The sequence below is a fragment of the Pseudomonas sp. S2_H10 genome (genome assembly GCF_054668285.1).
In genome coordinates this window covers 6,205,992-6,224,719 of sequence record NZ_CP162754.1, presented here as the reverse complement: position 1 = coordinate 6,224,719, position 18,728 = coordinate 6,205,992, and the positions used below count along the sequence as shown (strand labels likewise).

The following is an 18,728-nucleotide window of genomic DNA, read 5'->3' as shown; positions in this document are numbered from 1 at the left end:
AATATTGCGATGAACCTGCCCTCCCCGATCCGCGTCGCCCTGGTCGACGATCACTCCCTGGTCCGCGACGGCATCAAGGCGCTGCTGGCCGTGATGTCGCCCCTGGAAATGGTCGGCGAAGCGGAAAACGGCGCCGAGGCCATCGAGATGGTCGGACGCTGCCGGCCGGACCTGCTGCTGGTCGACATCAGCCTGCCGGACATGAACGGCCTGGAGCTGACCCGCGTGCTGCGCAGCCAGTACCCGTCGCTCAAGGTGCTGGTGCTGAGCATGTACGACAATTACGAATACGTGAGCGAGTCGGTGCGCTCCGGCGCCAGCGGCTACGTGCTGAAAAACGCCCCGTCACGGGAAATCATCGCCGCCATCGAAGCCATCACCAGCGGCGGAACCTTCTACAGCGCCGAAATCGCCCAGCGCCTGATCGCCGACCGCAACACCGACAACGAACTGACCCCGAGGGAAAGCCAGGTCCTGTCGAAGATGGCGCAAGGCTTGAACAACAAGGAAATGGCCCGGGAACTGGACATCAGCGTGCGCACGGTGGAAACCCATCGCCTGAGCATCCGGCGCAAACTCAACATCGACAAACCGGCCGCGCTGGTCAAGTACGCCCTCGATCACGGCCTCATCTCCCGCTGACACCTCGAACCCTGTGGGAGCGAGCCTGCTCGCGAAGAGGCCGGCACGTTTAACATTGATGGCGACTGACACACCGCCTTCGCGAGCAGGCTCGCTCCCACAAGGATCAGCGAATCATCCATTGACTGCGTCGATAGTCACCATTGATTCAATGAAGTTCTCTTAAAAAATCCACGGCGTAACATCTGCTCCATACCAACCCATAAGCACCCCGGAGCACACGATCATGAAACGCCAGACCCTCCTCAGCATCGCTTTCTCGGTTTTCGCAGTTAACGCTTTTGCCGCTACCTCTGCCCAACCTGTGGTCGCTGAAGGCGGCTCGGATCGTCTGATTGAAAGCCGTGTGGCCGAGGGTGGTTCCGATCGCCTGATCGAAAACCGCGTCGCCGCCGATGGCTCCGACAAGCTGATGCAGAACCGTGTTGCCGAAGGTGGCTCTGACAAACTGCTGCAGAACCGCGTAGCTGAAGGTGGCTCCGACAAACTGCTGCAGAACCGCGTCGCGTAAACAAACCGCGTCACCACAACGCCCAACAAAAACCCGGCCTGATCAGCCGGGTTTTTTCAAGGATTTCTTGAACCGGCAGATCATCCGTTATCTACCCATCATTCAAGCTTTCAAAGCTTGGCGATGGAGACCTCCGTCGACTTGACGAAGGCAATCACCTCGCTGCCCACCTTCAACTCCAGGCTGCGCACCGAACGCGTGGTAATCACGGAAGTGACGATCCCGGAGGCGGTTTGCACGTCGATTTCGGAGACCACTTCGCCTTCGAATATTTCCTTGATGACGCCCTTGAACTGGTTACGGACGTTGATCGCTTTGATGGTCATGATGAGGCTTCCTGTCTGGCGTCGGGACCATCCGCATGGATGGGCAGGCCCTCAAGATGCACGGCATCGAACAACACCAAAAGGAATATATAATTACATGCTTAGACCTTTTGGAAATATAAAGGGCATTCATGCGCGCCTGAAAAATCGTCTAACAATAAGAACGAAAAAGAATTAACAAATGAAAATTAAGTATTTATCGTTATAAAAATAGCAGCGTACTCTCCAGTCATCCCGTCATTCATCACCACAGTGAAGTGCCCCATGAATCCGACTGACAACCTCATCGATTTCGCCAGCTACCGCAAACGCAAACAAGCACAGCAACGGGCACGGGCCATGTGGGAGATGTACGCACGCAACGCGGGACTACAGGCATTGCAGTGGGTTCAGGCGTCTCGGTCTACCGAGACACGTCAGGCGTGAACGCGCACGAACCCTCGCGCTTTCTGATAAGTGCGCACGAGCCTGTGCTGGACCTGAACAATCCGGATGCCCCGGAAGAGGACCCGATCTGCGAGCGGGTCGGACAAAACCTGCTGCGTCTGCGCAGCAAGCGTCATCTGTCCCTTGATGCCCTGGCCCGACAGTGCGGCGTGAGCCGCGCCATGCTGGCGCAAATCGAATCGGGGCGCAGCGTGCCGTCCATCAAGGTGCTGTGCAAAATCGCCAAAGGCTTGAAGGTATCGGTGGCCGCGTTTCTGGAGCATCGGGCCTTCGAAGGAGTGGCCCTGTTGTCGGCGAGCCAGAGCAAACGCCTGGTCAGTGCCAACGGCGCTTTTGTCAGCCGCGCCCTGTTCCCCTTTGACGTGGCGCGCCAATCGGAATTCTACGAACTGCGCCTGAGCGCGTTGGGAGAGGACCAGTCGCAGGGCCATGGCCCAGGTGTCCAGGAAAACCTCGTGGTGGCGCAGGGTGTGCTGGAAATCAGCGTCAACGATGAACGTTACCTGCTATCCACGGGGGACTCGATCCTGTTTTACGCCGACCAGCCCCACCGCTATCGCAACCCCGCCGACAGTGAGGCCGTGGCCTATCTTGTAGTGACCTACCCCGAACGCCTGGACTAAAACCGCCTTCTTGTAGGAGCGAGCTTGCTCCGGGCGGCGATCCGACGATGGACGTCAACGATAACGCGGGTTTTCTGAAAAAACGCGTCAGCCTTGAGCCCATCGTCGGATCGCCGCCCAGAGCAGGCTCGCTCCTACAGGTACAGGTACAGTGCAGCGATCAGCAAGTGCAGCACATCAGCGGCATGCCGTTGCAGCTCATCATCATCGGCATGCTGCAGTCGTTCATCATTTTCATCATCAGGGCACAGCAGTTTTTCATCATGTCCATGTTCATGCCGGCCATCGGCATGATTTTGCACATCATGCAGTCCGCCATGAGCGTGCATTCCATCACGCACTTCATCGACGGCATCGGCATGCCCATCATCGGCATCGGCATCATCATGTTCATCATCGGCATGGCCATGCTCGCCGGGGACATGCACATCATGCTCATGTTGCCGCAGTGCATCATCATCGGCATGCCGCAGTTCATCATCAACTGCATCATTTCAGCGCTGTTCCGGAACATGGCCATGTCCATGCCAGCGGCCGGCATCATCTTGCACATCATGCCGTCGTCCATCATGTCGCAGGACATGGTCGCCATCATCATCGGCATGCCCATCATCGACATCATTGGCATGTTGGCGTTCATCGGCATTTGCATCTGCATGGCATTCATCATGGTGTTGTTCCCTGAAGGACTGGATAGTTGGACGAAGCTGATGAAGGCGGATTCTAGGGAATCGGCCGGCCGCGACAAGCTGGCGATCAAGCAGCCAAAGTCGATGTCGCGGCAGGCTTTACGAGGCAGGCAGGAGGATTGTTTCTGCTGTGACGAACGATCCGATTCGATCACGGACAAGGTAAAAACCATGACGCGGATTATTCGGTTATGGATATGCAGATTGCATCTATTTAAATAACTTAAAGAAATAAACGTTCTAACCTATCCCATAAAGAACACCGAATCATCCATTGACTGCGTCGATAGTCACCATTGATTCAATGAAGTTCTCTTAAAAAATCCACGGCGTAACATCTGCTCCATACCAACCCACAAGTACCCCGGAGCACACGATCATGAAACGCCAGACCCTCCTCAGCATCGCTTTCTCGGTTTTCGCAGTTAACGCTTTTGCCGCTACCTCTGCTCAACCTGTGGTCGCTGAAGGCGGCTCGGATCGTCTGATTGAAAGCCGTGTGGCAGAGGGTGGTTCCGACCGCCTGATCGAGAATCGTGTCGCTGAAGGTGGCTCTGACAAACTGCTGCAAAACCGCGTCGCTGAAGGTGGTTCCGACAAGCTCCTGCAAAACCGCGTCGCTGAAGGCGGCTCGGATCGTCTGATCCAGAATCGCACTGCCTGAAAAAGTTGCTCTACTACCGCCCCACAAAAAAACCGGCCTGATCAGCCGGTTTTTTTGTAATGGTCAGCCTCGCGGAGGACTGAGATCTTCAGGCCAGAGTAGGGGCAGTCTCACCCCTGCTTGCCCGCTGAGCATCCAGCAGCACATCCAGAGTGGTGAGAAACAGGTCATGACTCATGATCCCGGTGCACAGCGTTGACAGCATCTGATTCCCGGCTGCGTCTTTTAGAGTGACCTTTTCACTCCAGGCATTTAAATCAATTGAAGCAAGGGTCGACACCGGGACTTTACGTCCTTCAACTTCCAGAAACTCGCGTGTCACAATAATCGGTTGTGTGACGACATTCAGGAAGTCCCCCGAGACTCGCTTGCGCCAGACCTGCCCGGTCGGCACGTACTTGAACGTCACTGCGCCGTCAGACTCAAGCTTGTTCATCACAACCGGCAGACACTCGCGAACATGCAACTCACGCACCAGTTGCTGGAATTCCTGAAAGCCTTTCAACGTCTCGATGACGCGATGAAATGGCTCACTTTCATTACGCCGATACGCCAGGTTGGTGATCAGACCAGTGAATACGGTTTGCCCTGAACTGAACAGGTAAAGGTCTTCTATTTCAGCAAACGCCGTATATTGTTGCTGCTTACCACTGACAGCAACAATGCCGTGTTCGTAAACCTCATAATGGGTTCCGCGCAACTTCTTCTGCCACGGATAAAGCCCGAAGAAGACCGCCGAAATGACGACCAGCAGGACACTGACCGAATAGATCAACAACTGCGGGTTGGAACCACGACTGGTGTTCGCCCCGGAACTGGCCACCGGCAGTAGGGTACCCAGGTACAACACAAATCCCGCCATACACAACAGGCCGATTGCGAGCAACAGCAAGAAGACCAGAAAGCCTTTGCCGTGACGGAAGGTGGAGATCAGTTGACCTGTCACCGTTGAAGCGGGTGTGGGTGATTGCTGCATGAGATGGTTACTTCCCTAGTAGTTGATTGTAAAAAAAACATAATCCAGACAACGATCTTTCATTAACAGGCGTTGCCTGCGAATACACTGTCGACTCCATTGCAAACCTTCAGATACAGGTTGTACGGTTCAGCCCGTTGATCACAGAGTCAAAGGACTGTCCAAAAGTCTTGGCATCGCGCTCGATGGGATTATTCATTTTCCACATCATTTGTCGTTGCTCATCAGGCTTGTAGCCACCGCTTCTCGCCGTGTGGATCGCTTCACGCCCTTTACCGACAAAACGGTTCAAATCACTGAGCAAGACACTGCATTTGAGAGCTGGCGTCTGGGCCTTGCCCTTCCTGTCCCAACCATCGATCATTTGGGCGGTCTTATTGAGGCTGTCTTCAAAATGTTTGGTAGCTTCCTCCGCACCAGATGACTGGAAAAAATCACCAGACAATCGAACAGATTGCTTGGCGTAAAGCACGATGCCTGCACGGTAGTAACCCAGGCTGTCTTTCTCGGCGCTATCAAAGGCTGTCTGGGTATTTATTTCGTCGTGCTTGTTGATACCGGCATAAAACTTCGCCTGCTCAACGGCAACGGCTTCCAAGGCCGCATCCAGCAATGGCTCCATTTCCCTGGCTTTTTCCCCGTCATCGGACAGGTAGCCCTTGGAATTGGCATAGTTGGCGAGTTCTGCGTGGATAGGCTGCAGTTTTGCGAGCGCTACAAGCATGCCTTTCGCAGGTTCATCCAGTTCTGGCATCGGGTAAGAGAGTTCCAATGCTTTGTTAAGGTTATCTTGCAAAATACTGATGTCATACCCGCTGAACATGTAGTAACTCGTCAGTTTCTTTCCTGACGCGAGCGTTTCCGAATATTCGACCCTACGCTTCTCCAGCGTGGTGACAAAATCCCCGCCCCTGTTCGCGGCCTCGACATAAATATTGTATTTCTCTATCTCTACCTGGTTTGAACTCTTCTCTTCCTGATGTTCCTGATCGTGGGACGCCACACCTTGAGTGCTGTCGGAGTTATCACATCCGCTCAGAAAAAACCCGACCAACATCAACATCCCTGCCAGCATATTTTTTGAATACACGTTACTTCTCCTTACTCAAACAAAAACTCATCTTATTTTCGATCAAAATCACCTTTCAAAGCAATCTCTGAGCATTCTACGCCCCTATAGCTTTTCAAAAACTCCGTACAACATCCTTAAAGTAATCTGAGTTTTTTACAGCCCGACCAAAAACTTTGAATTTATATGCTTTTCTTATAACAACCCTTTCTGCACAAGGTTCAAATTCATCCCACCCCACTCACCACATTCAAACTCACCCGATATAAACTCAGACTGACTGCACGACCTCCAACAAAAAACCAATTAAATAAAACAATTTTCACTCATAGAAGTCGTTCTAAAACTTTATCTACGGCGTATTTTCCGTCTTCCAATCCTTCACGCGCCACTTTCTGCATCCTATGTTTAAACCTACACGTTACTCGTCATCCGCTTTTCAACCAGTCTTAGGCACACTCCTTATCCCTCCAGCGCTTGAGGCGGTTGTATTTAACCCGATCAAACTGTCTGGTATTGAATTTGAGCCGGCTGGCGATAGCGTTTTGGTGTTACCTCAACTATTCACTTAGCCCTGATTTTTTTCAGTTCTTTCTCTAACCCCACTACATCTGAACGGTCACCTCCACGGTCAATTTTCTGTAGCCATGCTGGTACTGCTTTTTTAAAAAGCTCTACTCCTTCCGGGCTTAGATCAGATAGCTTAACAATGAAGTCCATTTTCAAACCCCCAGCATCATCAAATGGCTTACTTACAATTAGGCCCTCCCTCCACAAAAAACCCAACAACGCTATCGATGTATCAATGATGTGCTGCTTATATTCTAAGTTTTTATTCCTGCTATACAGCATTGGAACACTATACTTTGTAAAATCAACCATTATTTCACCCTTATCAATCTAGAAATATCCGAAACTTCAATCAACTCTTTTGTCTTAGGATTGCGTACAAACATACCTCCAGCCTCGCGTATTTCTTGCTCCTTGATCAGCTGAAGCGTTTTATCTGCCGTTTTGCTAGTCACTTCAATTGGCTGCCAACTCCCATCGGAACGCTTAACCACGAAATCCACGCGCCGTGCAGTGCCATCCGGACCTTTTACAATTTTTCCTGTAGCGTCTCTCAAGTAACGCTCTTTTAAAACATTTTGCTTGCCGAAAGTAGCCTCAAGCCTACTACCCACCTTAGCTTCTCGAGCAGTGCCAGCAACTTTATTTGGAATACACACCCAACCCCAAGGATCAATCCATCCATAAGGGTTTGCTGCGTAGTGATATAGATTCGTCCCACCACTAAGCCCAATCGGATCCTGCGTAACAAACCGCCCCACCTCCGGATCGTAATACCGAAACGTGTTGTAGTGCAGCCCCGTCTCGTCATCAAAATACTGCCCTTGAAACCGCAGGTTCTGCTCGACTTCATTGACCGCCAGCTTCTCAACTACCCCCCAAGCCTTGTACGTCGCCTGCCAGACAATCTGCCCTTCACGGTCAGTCATCTCCAACGGCGTGCCAATCTGATCAGTATGGAAGTAATAAACCTTCCGCTCTTCACCCTCTGCCTGATCCACCCGCGCCAACGGCGCATAACTCCCCGGCTCATACAGGTACAGACTGCTCTGCCCCGGTCGCTCCTCACGCAACATCCGCAGGCCTTGCCACAAAAAGTGCTTCTGCTCGGTCTTGCCGTTGACCTCTGAAACCTTGCCAACCCGCCGCCCCAAGCTGTCGTACCGATACGAACCGGTACTTTCCAGCTTGCCATTGACCAACGTCTCAGCCCGCACCAACCGATTTTCACAGTCATACCCAAACGTCTGCAGCGTGCCCATGCCGCTGCGTTTTTCAATCAGGTTGCCCCACGCATCGTAGGCATATTCCTGATCCCGCCAGCGCTTGAGGCGGTTGTCTTTGACGTGGTCAAACTGGCTGGTGTTGAAGTTCAGCCGGTTCGCCGCGGCGTCGTAGCGGAATTCTTCGCTGTCGATCAACTGGCCGGTGTCGCGACTGTGCAGTTGGCCGTTGGCTTCGTATTCGTACTTGATCTCGCCGCGCAGTTTGTCGAGGGTGCGGGTCAACTCGCCGGCCGGGTCGTACTGGTGGCGGCGATGGATCGGGTTGTAGGCGTGCTCGACCAGCAGGTCGGGCTGGATGCCGGGGTTGTGGATTCTCGAGAGTTTTTCCGCCGGCAGGCGTGAGGCGAACTGCCAGCTCTTGCGGCCCAGGGCGTCGTAGCCGAAGCAGCTGGTGAGCGTGCCCTGGGTGCGCAGGACTTCGCGGTGCAGGTCGTCGCGCTCGATGTCGCTGATGAGTTGGCCGTCGAGATTGAGTTGGTGCAGGTGGCCGCTGCCGTAGTTCAGGTTACTTCAACCAAATCGTAAATCAGTGGCCGAAGAAATTCCGCAGCCACTCTGAAAGTTAAATATTAAAGAGCTCAACCACTATACACCACTGTAACGACTCATAAACTCATCAAACACTTTCTCACTATTAAGAACTCTTGCGGACTTATTTTCAAGTTCCTCCGCACGATCATCATCTGTGATAGTTACAAACAAAACAGGAGATTGATGAGTATTAAAATCTTGAAAAAAATCCTCATTTTTCAGCAACAGAAGAGCGTTTGTCATAGCTAAAAAAACCTGCGATTGAAAACTCTCAAAATCGCTCCTTTCCGCAGACTCCCTTAGAGACTTGCATACCCCTTTAAATTCTTCACTTCGCCAAGCTTCATACGCCCACTCAGAAGATGCCCATTTATAATACTGAATAACCTCAGGACTTCTGTCCTCCTCATCCTCTTGACTTATTTTCTCTTCCAACCCCCGAAAAGAGTTAGCAGAGGGACATATGGTCATAGCACCGCTATCGGTATATAGCGCACACACGTAAAACTCTTCATTAGGATGAGCATTTTTCAGGCTCGAAAAAGCAGACTTTGTGGCATTATATATACGCGCTTCCAGATCAACCCAATCCATAACAAACCTCCTACCCTTGTTAGCTTCCAAATATTTCAGCACCAATTTTTTGAAGCTCAGACTTCATCACAGATACTGCATCTTTAAACGGTAAGTCTCTAGCCATAACAGCGGTATCTGCTGCTTCGAGTTTACTCGCAACCAACCGCGCATTCGCAATGGTATGCCCTTGGTTTTCAGCCCACATCATGGCAGCAGGATCATTTACCGCATCAATTTTGTATTTATCTAGCACAGCACGACTGCGTTCTAGCGCCTTCTGCATTCCAGGGGATCTCGCGAACGATCCCTTAAAAACAATATGGTGCGCATGCGGCTTGACCATGGAGCTCGGAGGACGTGTCCCAGTCTTACTTGCGTAATAAGCTCCCCAATCCTTATCTGCACATAGCCCCCACGGATCGGACCACAAAACCGGGTTTTTTACATACTCATAAAGATTGAAACTACCCAACAACCCAATCGGATCCTGCGTTACAAACCGCCCCACCTCCGGATCGTAATACCGAAACGTGTTGTAGTGCAGCCCCGTCTCATCGTCAAAATACTGCCCCTGAAACCGCAGATTCTGCTCGACATCATTGACCGCCAGCCTTTCAACAGCCCCCCAAGCCTTGTACGTCGCCTGCCAGACAATCTGCCCCTCTCGGTCAGTCATCTCCAACGGCGTACCAATCTGGTCAGTATGAAAGTAATAAAGCTTCCGCTCTTCACCCTCTGCCTGATCCACCCGCGCCAACGGCGCATAACCCCCCGGTTCATACAGGTACAAACTACTCTGCCCCGGTCGCTCCTCACGCAGCATCCGCAAGCCTTGCCACAAAAAGTGCTTCTGCTCGATCTTACCGTTGACCTCTGAAACCTTGGCAACCCGTCGCCCCAAACTGTCATACCGATACGAACCGATACTTTCCAGCTTGCCGTTGACCAGAGTCTCGGCCCGCACGAGCCGATTCTCACAGTCATAAACAAACGTCTGCAGCGTGCCCATGCCGCTGCGTTTTTCAACCAGGTTGCCCCACGCATCGTAGGCATATTCCTGATCCCGCCAGCGCTTGAGGCGGTTGTCTTTGACGTGGTCAAACTGGCTGGTGTTGAAGTTCAGCCGGTTCGCCGCGGCGTCGTAGCGGAATTCTTCGCTGTCGATCAACTGCCCGGTGTCGCGGCTGTGCAGTTGGCCGTTGGCTTCGTATTCGTACTTGATCTCGCCGCGCAGTTTGTCGAGGGTGCGGGTCAGTTCGCCGGCCGGATCGTACTGGTGACGGCGATGAATCGGGTTGTAGGCGTGCTCGACCAGCAGGTCGGGCTGGATGCCGGGGTTGTGGATTCTCGAGAGTTTTTCCGCCGGCAGGCGCGAGGCGAACTGCCAGCTCTTGCGGCCCATGGCGTCGTAACCGAAGCAGCTGGTGAGCGTGCCTTGGGTGCGCAGGACTTCGCGGTGCAGGTCGTCGCGCTCGATGTCGCTGATGAGCTGGCCGTCGAGGTTGAGTTGGTGCAGGTGGCCGCTGCCGTAATACAGGTGATTGAGGTGTTGGGCTGATGCCAAGGGGTATTTTCTAGAAGATCATCAGCACAAACCCTAGATCAGCGCCCCAACTAGTTATCGAACCGAATCAGATGTCGATATCTCGCTAATACACCCTCGTATTTGGCAGCTTTCACCTCTCTCAGAACTACCTCATTTTCTTTTTCGAGTTTCTCTTTCAGATCTTTCACCGAATCGCTCAACCCTAACCCTTTCTTGATTTCCAGAATTTCTTGCAAAGTGGCTTTAGCTTTACCTATTGCCAAAATACTTACGGAGTCCGGCAATTCGTTGTCATCTTCAAGGACATACGCTACCAATGCTTCAACTGAGAAGAATATTTCCGCATCGTCTAAAAATGGATCACCAGAGCCTATGAGATAAAATTTATCTTCGGCAGATCTATCGATCAGAACAAGCCTGCCACCAGAGTCATCACCCACCAAAAGCTGCCCTGGAAAGTCCTTGTCTATATCATATGTCTTATTGCGCTCAGCTATTTCCTCCGTTGAATAAATCAGCACTTGATCATCAAGCAAAGCTCCATTATAGAGAGCCCAAAACCTGGCAACCCATACGTCCTCATCGACCCCCAACAAGCGGACCGCTTCATTGATCATCGCTGCCGACGCAGGCGGATTTACTTCTGTATAACTTAGAGTCATTGAAACGCCCCTAATGAATCAAAATATTTGTATGACCTACTGGCAGCCTTTTTCGCAGCGCCAGGATCAACGCCAGCGTCAATTAATTCTTTGTAAGCGACACCAAACTCTTCCTTAATCGTTCCACCAAACCCAGAAATTCGCCGTCTAGTTCGCTGAAGCGATGAGACAATCGCATGAGGTTCTCCCGAAGAGCTTTTTAGAAGAATAGCAGGCGCCTCGTTTCTCTTATACCCAGTGACATTTCTTTTCGCCCACTCATCTTGGATAAAATGGTGTGACTGAACTAGTTTATCTTCCGAAATATTTTTGTGGCCCGATGCCCTATTAACACCTGGAGACAGGTTACCGTGGGCATCAACATCACCAGCTTTGTAGCCGCCGGGACGATTGCAACTCCACCCCCACGGATCGCTCCAACCTATGGAATTAGGAGCGTATTGATACAGGTTTTCCCCGCCAATCAACCCAATCGGATCCTGCGTAACAAACCGCCCCACCTCCGGATCGTAATACCGAAACGTGTTGTAGTGCAGCCCCATCTCATCGTCAAAATACTGCCCCTGAAACCGCAGATTCTGTTCGACTTCGTTTACGTCCAGTCTCTCAACCGAACCCCACGCCTTGTACGTCGCCTGCCAGACAATGCTCCCGTCCGCATCCGTCATCTCCAACGGCGTACCAATCTGGTCAGTATGAAAGTAATAAAGCTTCCGCTCTTCACCCTCTGCCTGATCCACCCGCGCCAACGGCGCATAACCCCCCGGTTCATACAGGTACAAACTACTCTGCCCCGGTCGCTCCTCACGCAGCATCCGCAAGCCTTGCCACAAAAAGTGCTTCTGCTCGATCTTACCGTTGACCTCTGAAACCTTGGCAACCCGTCGCCCCAAACTGTCATACCGATACGAACCGATACTTTCCAGCTTGCCGTTGACCAGAGTCTCGGCCCGCACGAGCCGATTCTCACAGTCATAAACAAACGTCTGCAGCGTGCCCATGCCGCTGCGTTTTTCAACCAGGTTGCCCCACGCATCGTAGGCATATTCCTGATCCCGCCAGCGCTTGAGGCGGTTGTCTTTGACGTGGTCAAACTGGCTGGTGTTGAAGTTCAGCCGGTTCGCCGCGGCGTCGTAGCGGAATTCTTCGCTGTCGATCAACTGCCCGGTGTCGCGGCTGTGCAGTTGGCCGTTGGCTTCGTATTCGTACTTGATCTCGCCGCGCAGTTTGTCGAGGGTGCGGGTCAGTTCGCCGGCCGGATCGTACTGGTGACGGCGATGAATCGGGTTGTAGGCGTGCTCGACCAGCAGGTCGGGCTGGATGCCGGGGTTGTGGATTCTCGAGAGTTTTTCCGCCGGCAGGCGCGAGGCGAACTGCCAGCTCTTGCGGCCCATGGCGTCGTAACCGAAGCAGCTGGTGAGCGTGCCCTGGGTGCGCAGGACTTCGCGGTGCAGGTCGTCGCGCTCGATGTCGCTGATGAGTTGGCCGTCGAGGTTGAGTTGGTGCAGGTGCCCGCTGCCGTAGTACAGGTGATTGAGGTGCTGGCCGGTGGGCAACGTCAGGGTGGTGAGGTTGCTCAGTGGGTCGTACTCGTAGGACAAGGCGCCTTGCGCCGTGGTCTCCTGGATCAGTCGGCCGAGCAGGTCGTAGGAGAATTCCAGCGTTTCTTCGCTGACACCCAGTTGCTTGCCCTGCCCGGTCGGCAGGCGCTGGATCGACAGCAGGCGATCAGCGTCGTCGTACACATAATCCTGACGGGCATCGGCATTGAGTTTGGCCAGCAACCGACCAATGCTGTCGCGCTCGAACTCGGTGCGGCGCTGTGGCCGTTCGCCGCGTTCACCGTAGCCGGTTTCATCGACCTGGGTCAGATGCCCGCCGAGGTTGTAGCTGAAGCGCCGGGTCAGGTTGTCGATGCGTTTCTCTTCGATCAACCGGTCGCACGCATCGTAGGCGAACTGGTACGCCGCGTTGTTTTCGTTGATCAGCGCGGTCAGGCGAATCGCCGGGTCGTATTCGTAGCGGATGCGCTGGCCCTTGGCGTCCTGGCGGCTGCTCGGCAATCCGCGGGCGGTGCGCAGCAGGCGCGTGGTCTGGCCTTTGCCGTCGGTGTGCGTCAGTACCTGGCCGAGGGCGTTGTAGGTGAAGGATTCGGCGCTACCGTCCGGGTGGTTGATGCGCAGCACTTCGCCGTCGGGTTTGCGTTCCAGCGTGGTGGTCTGACCCAGCGCGTCGGTGACGGCGACCAGGTGCTGGCGCTCGTCGAAGCGGTAGGTGGTGTTTTTACCCGAGCAATCCTGGAAGCGTTCGACCTGGGCCAGGGTGTTCCACCACAGGTATTTGGACTTGTGGGTCGCGTCGATGATGGTGTGCGGCAGGCCGTCGTCGCCGTTGAGGTATTCGGTGGTGTGGCCGAGGGCGTCGACTTCGGCGATGAGGTTGCCCTTGTCGTCGTAGCGGGCTTGCCAGGTACTGCCGTCGGGATAATCCACCTGCGTGACCAAGGGGGTCAGGTGGTGATAACGGTATTTGACCGTGCGTCCGAGCGGGTCGGTGCCCCGTGTGCTGCGTGCTTTATTGTTAGCAATAACAGTGTAAACATTAGAGGCCGAGTTATTATTTCAGCCCCTCCGAAAACCAACTTATTAAAGAACGCCGCAACCAATTAGGAACCAGCCACTGTCAAAATCCACCTTTAGATGCACACTCTCCAAATCTAATTACCACCAAGAAAAAAACTACCTAACACTAAAAATCTAATTTTGCATCATACACCAATTCAGACAATGGCATTAACATCACACCCTTCATATCAAGTCTAATAATTTTCTCTCCAAGTTCGGCTGAAAAAACATACTCCTCTCTCAGCATCTCAGAAGAAATAAAAAAATCTAAATCACAAACGTCTTTTTTTATAATAATATCGGATATTGTGTCAAAAATCACTCTACCTGGATGAAACACATCCTCTTCTGGATCTTTAGTAACCGGATCAAGCCGTAACTCGTATTTCGATTTTTCCATATCCAAAATCTTATGAATTTCTCTACTACGCACCAAATAGTATTTTTTTGATGAAACTGGGGAGACTTTACTCTCCTGATGGAGTCGAATCTCCCTGACATCCACAACACCACAATTAGATGATTTAATCAATGCAAGAAAATCACCGGAACAAATAAATTCACTACCAAAATAAAAGAAGTCCGTCGCCACAGCTTTATGTTGTGCGTAAAAATCTAGAATCGCGCCTTCAGGTGGAAATTTATCATCCTCAAAATTATTTGAGTTCCAATTATACCCAACCAACTCTCCGTAAACCCCTCCTTCCGGACAACCGCTTTCACCACCTTTATAGGTAATCGCAAACATGATTTTCTCCATAGCACTTAGCATAGTCGCCCCTTCGCATTAATAGGGACATTTTTCGCTAAAATATTAGAACGCCATTTGTTCTGGATAGATTTTAACCCCAACGCCAGATCCATATCCGACAATCGGCCAGCTCTAAATGCAGTATTGAGCTTACTCACATCGCTTTCAACCAGAGCACTGTAATCTACGTGATTACTCCAGTGCCCGGGGAGATCGAGTGTTTTTGCCAATTCTTTTGTTCGTGGCAGCTCGATACCGTTTGAGGCACCATCAGGCGTAAACCCTATCGATTTCGCTTTATCAAACATTTGCGGGTATTTCTTCATTACCTCTTCTGGAATGATATGGTGAGCAGCATGCATATCTCCAGTGCGCATTCCTAGCTCTACACGCAAATCAGCACTTGATAATCCTTGCGGGTCAATCCAGCCCATTGAGTTAGGAACGTAGTGATAAAGGTTTCCACCACCCAACAACCCAATCGGATCCTGCGTAACAAACCGCCCCACCTCCGGATCGTAGTACCGAAACGTGTTGTAGTGCAGCCCCGTCTCATCGTCAAAATACTGCCCCTGAAACCGCAGGTTCTGCTCGACTTCATTAACCGCCAGCTTTTCAACCGCCCCCCAAGCCTTGTACGTCGCCTGCCAGACAATCTGCCCTTCACGGTCAGTCATCTCCAACGGCGTACCAATCTGATCGGTATGGAAGTAATAGAGCTGCTGCTCTTCCCCCTCAGCCTGATCCACTCGCGCCAGCGGCGCATAACTCCCCGGCTCATACAGGTACAAACTACTCTGCCCCGGTCGCTCCTCACGCAACATCCGCAAGCCTTGCCACAAAAAGTGCTTCTGCTCGGTCTTGCCGTTGACCTCTGAAACCTTGGCAACCCGCCGCCCCAGGCTGTCATACCGATACGCACCGGTACTTTCCAGCTTGCCATTGACCAACGTCTCAGCCCGCACCAAGCGATTTTCACAGTCATAACCAAACGTCTGCAGCGTGCCCATGCCGCTGCGTTTTTCAATCAGGTTGCCCCAGGCATCGTAGGCAAATTCCTGATCCCGCCAGCGTTTAAGGCGGTTGTCTTTGACGTGTTCAAACTGGCTGGTGTTGAAGTTCAGCCGGTTCGCCGCGGCGTCGTAGCGGAATTCTTCGCTGTCGATCAACTGCCCGGTGTCGCGGCTGTGCAGTTGGCCGTTGGCTTCGTATTCGTACTTGATCTCGCCGCGTAGTTTGTCGAGGGTGCGGGTCAGTTCGCCAGCGGGGTCGTACTGGTGGCGGCGGTGGATCGGGTTGTAGGCGTGTTCGACCAGCAGGTCGGGCTGGATGCCGGGGTTGTGGATTCTCGAGAGTTTTTCCGCCGGCAGGCGCGAGGCGAACTGCCAGCTCTTGCGGCCCAGGGCGTCGTAGCCGAAGCAGCTGGTGAGCGTGCCCTGGGTGCGCAGGACTTCGCGGTGCAGGTCGTCGCGCTCGATGTCGCTGATGAGTTGGCCGTCGAGGTTGAGTTGGTGCAGGTGGCCGCTGCCGTAGTACAGGTGATTGAGGTGTTGGCCGGTGGGCAACGTCAGGGTGGTGAGGTTGCTCAGTGGGTCGTATTCGTAGGACAAGGCGCCTTGCGCCGTGGTCTCCTGGACCAGTCGGCCGAGCAGGTCGTAGGAGAACTCGAGTGTTTCTTCGCTGACACCCAGTTGCTTGCCCTGCCCGGTCGGCAGGCGCTGGATCGACAGCAGGCGGTCGCCGTCGTCGTACACATAATCCTGACGGGCATCGGCATTGAGTTTGGCCAGCAGTCGGCCAATGCTGTCGCGCTCGAACTCGGTACGACGCTGTGGTCGTTCGCCGCGTTCGCCGTAGCCGGTTTCGTCGACCTGGGTCAGATGCCCGCCGAGGTTGTAGCTGAAGCGTCGGATCAGGTTGTCGATGCGTTTCTCTTCGATCAACCGGTCGGACGCATCGTAGGCGAACTGGTACGCCGCGTTGTTTTCGTTGATCAGTGCGGTCAGGCGAATCGCCGGGTCGTATTCGTAGCGGATGCGCTGGCCCTTGGCGTCCTGGCGGCTGCTCGGCAATCCTCGGGCGGTGCGCAGCAGGCGCGTGGTCTGGCCTTTGCCGTCGGTGTGCGTCAGTACTTGGCCGAGGGCGTTGTAGGTGAAGGACTCGGCGCTGCCGTCCGGATGATTGATGCGCAGCACTTCGCCGTCGGGTTTGCGTTCCAGGGTAGTGGTCTGGCCCAGCGCGTCGGTGACGGCGACCAGGTGCTGGCGCTCGTCGAAGCGGTAGGTGGTGTTTTTACCCGAACAATCCTGGAAGCGTTCGACCTGGGCCAGGGTGTTCCACCACAGGTATTTGGACTTGTGGGTCGCGTCGATGATGGTATGCGGCAGGCCGTCGTCGCCGTTGAGGTATTCGGTGGTGTGGCCGAGGGCGTCGACTTCGGCGATGAGGTTACCCTTGTCGTCGTAGCGGGCTTTCCAGGTGCTGCCGTCGGGGTAGTCCACCTGCGTGATCAGCGGGGTCAGGTGGTGATAGCGGTATTTGATCGTGCGCCCGAGCGGGTCGGTCTCTTCGAGCAGGCGTGAGTATTCGTCGTACTTGAGTGTGATGCTGTTGCCTTCGGGCAATGTCAGGCCGGTCATGTTGCCGGTGTCATCGATGTTGATGACGTAGTGCTCGCCGCCGAAGTCGCGGCTGGCTGTGATGCGATGATCGGCGTTGTAGTGAATCTCGGCTTCGCGCCCGAGCACGTCAGTGACCCGCGTGGTGCGCGCCTTGCTGTCGTAGCGGAACTGGAAGCGCTCGCCATCGCTGGTCCAATGCTCCACTACCCGTTGCTGGCTGTCGATGTGCTCCCAGCGGTAATTGCAGGTCAGGCCCAGGGCGTTGCTGTGGCTGGCCATCACGCCGTCGATGTAGCTGAAACGGCGCACTGAATCGCCGTTGCGGTTGATGACTTCAGCAAGCTGGCCGTTGTCGTCGTAACGGTATTGCACCAGGGTTTCAACGGCCTCGTTGTCGACCACGCGCCTGACATCGCTCAGGCGGCCCAGCGGGTTGTCGTAATGCAGGTGCACCCGCACGCCACCGGTGGCGCTGATGTCGGTGAGCGTGCCTTCGGCGGTGTGGGTGAAATGCAGGAAGTGGCCCAGGGCGTTTTCGATGCGTTGCAGCGGTACGGGGATGTTGTCGTCCGCGACTTCACCGAAGTAGAAAAACGTGTTGTCGAGGGTTTGCAGCAGATAGTGGCCGCCCTCGGTGCAGACCAGATGCACCTGTTCATGGGGGTTGTAGATGCGCTCCCCCGGCTGCACGTCCACGAACGGAACGCTGCGCCCCTGATTGTCGGTGAGGTACACGAAGGAGCCACTGCGACGCAGGCTTTGCTCCCAGGGCAAGACCCAACCCTTGCCGAGCACGCTGTCGACGCTCAGGTCACTGCCATAGAAGCGCGACCAGTGGATTGGCATCAAGCCCGGCAGGCTGAAGTCGGTTTCGTCGGTAATGACCTTGCGGCCCGTGGTGGCGTCGACCGGGTTGCCGATCAAGCCTCCCACCGCACGCTCGATGGCCGGCCCCACGACGTAACGCGAGGCGACCTCACCGGCGACGAACCCGGCGGTGAACTTCAGTGCGCAGGGCATGACGGCTTTCATGCCGGCCTGGGTCCCGGCCTTGATCAGTTGGGCGATACCGCCCGCTGCGCCGGCGACTGCCATGAGGATGTCGACCGTGGTCCGCAGCCAACCGGGAATCTCGTCATCCACCGGCAGGTAACGATAGGTTCCGCCACCGATGAAGACGTTGTCCGAGCCGCTGGATAGAGTTGCGCCGCAGGTCATTTTGTCGCCCTTGCGGGCGGCGGCCGTGCCGTTGATGAAGACGTTGGTGGAGCCCTCGGCGACCTTTACCGGACCGGGATGCTTGTCGCAGGCCCCCGTGCTTTTTGCGACATGAGCAGCCTTGCGACTGTTGATGAACACGTTGGGCGACGCGGTGACGAGGGTCCCCGCGGGTGAAGAAAACATGCTGCCTATCTTCTCCCCGGCCGCGGTGAGCAGGCTACCTCCGACGCCTGCGGCCAAGCCCGCCAATAGTGCCACGCCGAATCCACAGGTAAACGTCGCGATCGCCACCGTGGCGACCAGCGCTATGCCAAGCGCTGCGCCGATGAGAAACCCGCCCAGGGCGCTGGTGTGCGACAGTTCATCGCCAAACCTTGCGGCTTCGAACATGGC

Annotated in this window: 14 protein-coding genes and 3 pseudogenes; 5 read left to right on the top strand and 12 right to left on the bottom strand. The window is 54.2% G+C overall.

The window, feature by feature from the left end; translation table 11 throughout:
* Nucleotides 1-9: 9 nt before the first annotated feature.
* Together AB4O16_RS28225 and AB4O16_RS28220 are read left to right on the top strand one after the other, a co-directional pair.
* Nucleotides 10-642, top strand: a complete 633-nt coding sequence (locus tag AB4O16_RS28225; protein ID WP_160386037.1) for a response regulator — start codon at nt 10-12, stop codon at nt 640-642.
* Between the two features lie 226 nt (nt 643-868).
* Nucleotides 869-1,153 carry a hypothetical protein gene (locus tag AB4O16_RS28220; RefSeq protein WP_160386038.1) on the top strand — a complete coding sequence of 95 codons (285 nt, stop codon included), beginning with the start codon at nt 869-871 and terminating at the stop codon, nt 1,151-1,153.
* A gap of 110 nt (nt 1,154-1,263) precedes the next feature.
* On the opposite strand, the gene AB4O16_RS28215 is transcribed toward AB4O16_RS28220, so the two are convergent.
* Nucleotides 1,264-1,479 carry a TOBE domain-containing protein gene (locus AB4O16_RS28215; protein ID WP_056724180.1) on the bottom strand — a complete coding sequence of 72 codons (216 nt, stop codon included), beginning with the start codon at nt 1,477-1,479 and terminating at the stop codon, nt 1,264-1,266.
* A gap of 264 nt (nt 1,480-1,743) precedes the next feature.
* Here AB4O16_RS28215 and AB4O16_RS28210 point away from each other — a divergent pair, with 264 nt between their 5' ends.
* Together AB4O16_RS28210 and AB4O16_RS28205 are read left to right on the top strand one after the other, a co-directional pair.
* Nucleotides 1,744-1,905 (top strand): hypothetical protein, encoded by a 162-nt coding sequence (locus tag AB4O16_RS28210; protein ID WP_177336468.1) that lies wholly within the window; start codon nt 1,744-1,746, stop codon nt 1,903-1,905.
* A gap of 53 nt (nt 1,906-1,958) precedes the next feature.
* Nucleotides 1,959-2,549 carry a helix-turn-helix domain-containing protein gene (locus tag AB4O16_RS28205; protein WP_160386044.1) on the top strand — a complete coding sequence of 197 codons (591 nt, stop codon included), beginning with the start codon at nt 1,959-1,961 and terminating at the stop codon, nt 2,547-2,549.
* A gap of 160 nt (nt 2,550-2,709) precedes the next feature.
* On the opposite strand, the gene AB4O16_RS28200 is transcribed toward AB4O16_RS28205, so the two are convergent.
* The gene (locus tag AB4O16_RS28200) at nt 2,710-3,219 is read right to left on the bottom strand and encodes a hypothetical protein (RefSeq protein ID WP_460156404.1); all 510 of its coding nucleotides are present in this window, start codon (nt 3,217-3,219) and stop codon (nt 2,710-2,712) included.
* A gap of 398 nt (nt 3,220-3,617) precedes the next feature.
* On the opposite strand from AB4O16_RS28200, the gene AB4O16_RS28195 reads away from it, so the two are divergent.
* Nucleotides 3,618-3,902, top strand: coding sequence for a hypothetical protein (locus tag AB4O16_RS28195; protein WP_160386040.1), 285 nt, complete (start codon nt 3,618-3,620; stop codon nt 3,900-3,902).
* Nucleotides 3,903-3,990: 88 nt separating this feature from the next.
* Here the strand turns inward: AB4O16_RS28195 and AB4O16_RS28190 are convergent, their stop codons facing one another.
* The 10 genes and pseudogenes from AB4O16_RS28190 to AB4O16_RS28145 all read right to left on the bottom strand — a co-directional run bounded on the left by AB4O16_RS28190 (nt 3,991) and on the right by AB4O16_RS28145 (nt 18,725).
* The gene (locus AB4O16_RS28190; protein ID WP_160386041.1) at nt 3,991-4,878 is read right to left on the bottom strand and encodes a hypothetical protein; all 888 of its coding nucleotides are present in this window, start codon (nt 4,876-4,878) and stop codon (nt 3,991-3,993) included.
* 109 nt (nt 4,879-4,987) lie between these two features.
* Entirely contained in the window at nt 4,988-5,968 is a 981-nt protein-coding gene (locus AB4O16_RS28185; protein ID WP_160386042.1) for a YiiG family protein, read from the bottom strand.
* Nucleotides 5,969-6,511: 543 nt separating this feature from the next.
* On the bottom strand, nt 6,512-6,829 hold the full coding sequence (locus tag AB4O16_RS28180) for a hypothetical protein (protein ID WP_160386043.1): 318 nt from the start codon (nt 6,827-6,829) through the stop codon (nt 6,512-6,514).
* Nucleotides 6,829-8,313, bottom strand: a pseudogene (locus AB4O16_RS28175) (RHS repeat domain-containing protein); the annotation flags it as partial. The gene AB4O16_RS28180 and the pseudogene AB4O16_RS28175, both read right to left, overlap by 1 nt.
* A gap of 75 nt (nt 8,314-8,388) precedes the next feature.
* Entirely contained in the window at nt 8,389-8,928 is a 540-nt protein-coding gene (locus AB4O16_RS28170) for a DUF4303 domain-containing protein (RefSeq protein ID WP_110663046.1), read from the bottom strand.
* A 19-nt stretch (nt 8,929-8,947) separates the two neighbouring features.
* Nucleotides 8,948-10,474, bottom strand: a pseudogene (locus tag AB4O16_RS28165) (RHS repeat domain-containing protein); the annotation flags it as partial.
* A gap of 50 nt (nt 10,475-10,524) precedes the next feature.
* The gene (locus tag AB4O16_RS28160) at nt 10,525-11,118 is read right to left on the bottom strand and encodes an SMI1/KNR4 family protein (protein WP_460156403.1); all 594 of its coding nucleotides are present in this window, start codon (nt 11,116-11,118) and stop codon (nt 10,525-10,527) included.
* A pseudogene (locus AB4O16_RS28155) lies at nt 11,115-13,679 on the bottom strand (RHS repeat-associated core domain-containing protein); the annotation flags it as partial. The pseudogene AB4O16_RS28155 and the gene AB4O16_RS28160, both read right to left, overlap by 4 nt.
* Nucleotides 13,680-13,866: 187 nt before the next feature.
* Complete coding sequence (locus AB4O16_RS28150; protein WP_160387210.1) at nt 13,867-14,490, bottom strand: Imm43 family immunity protein; 624 nt, start codon at nt 14,488-14,490, stop codon at nt 13,867-13,869.
* Between the two features lie 17 nt (nt 14,491-14,507).
* Entirely contained in the window at nt 14,508-18,725 is a 4,218-nt protein-coding gene (locus AB4O16_RS28145; protein ID WP_460156402.1) for an RHS repeat-associated core domain-containing protein, read from the bottom strand.
* Nucleotides 18,726-18,728 lie beyond the last annotated feature (3 nt).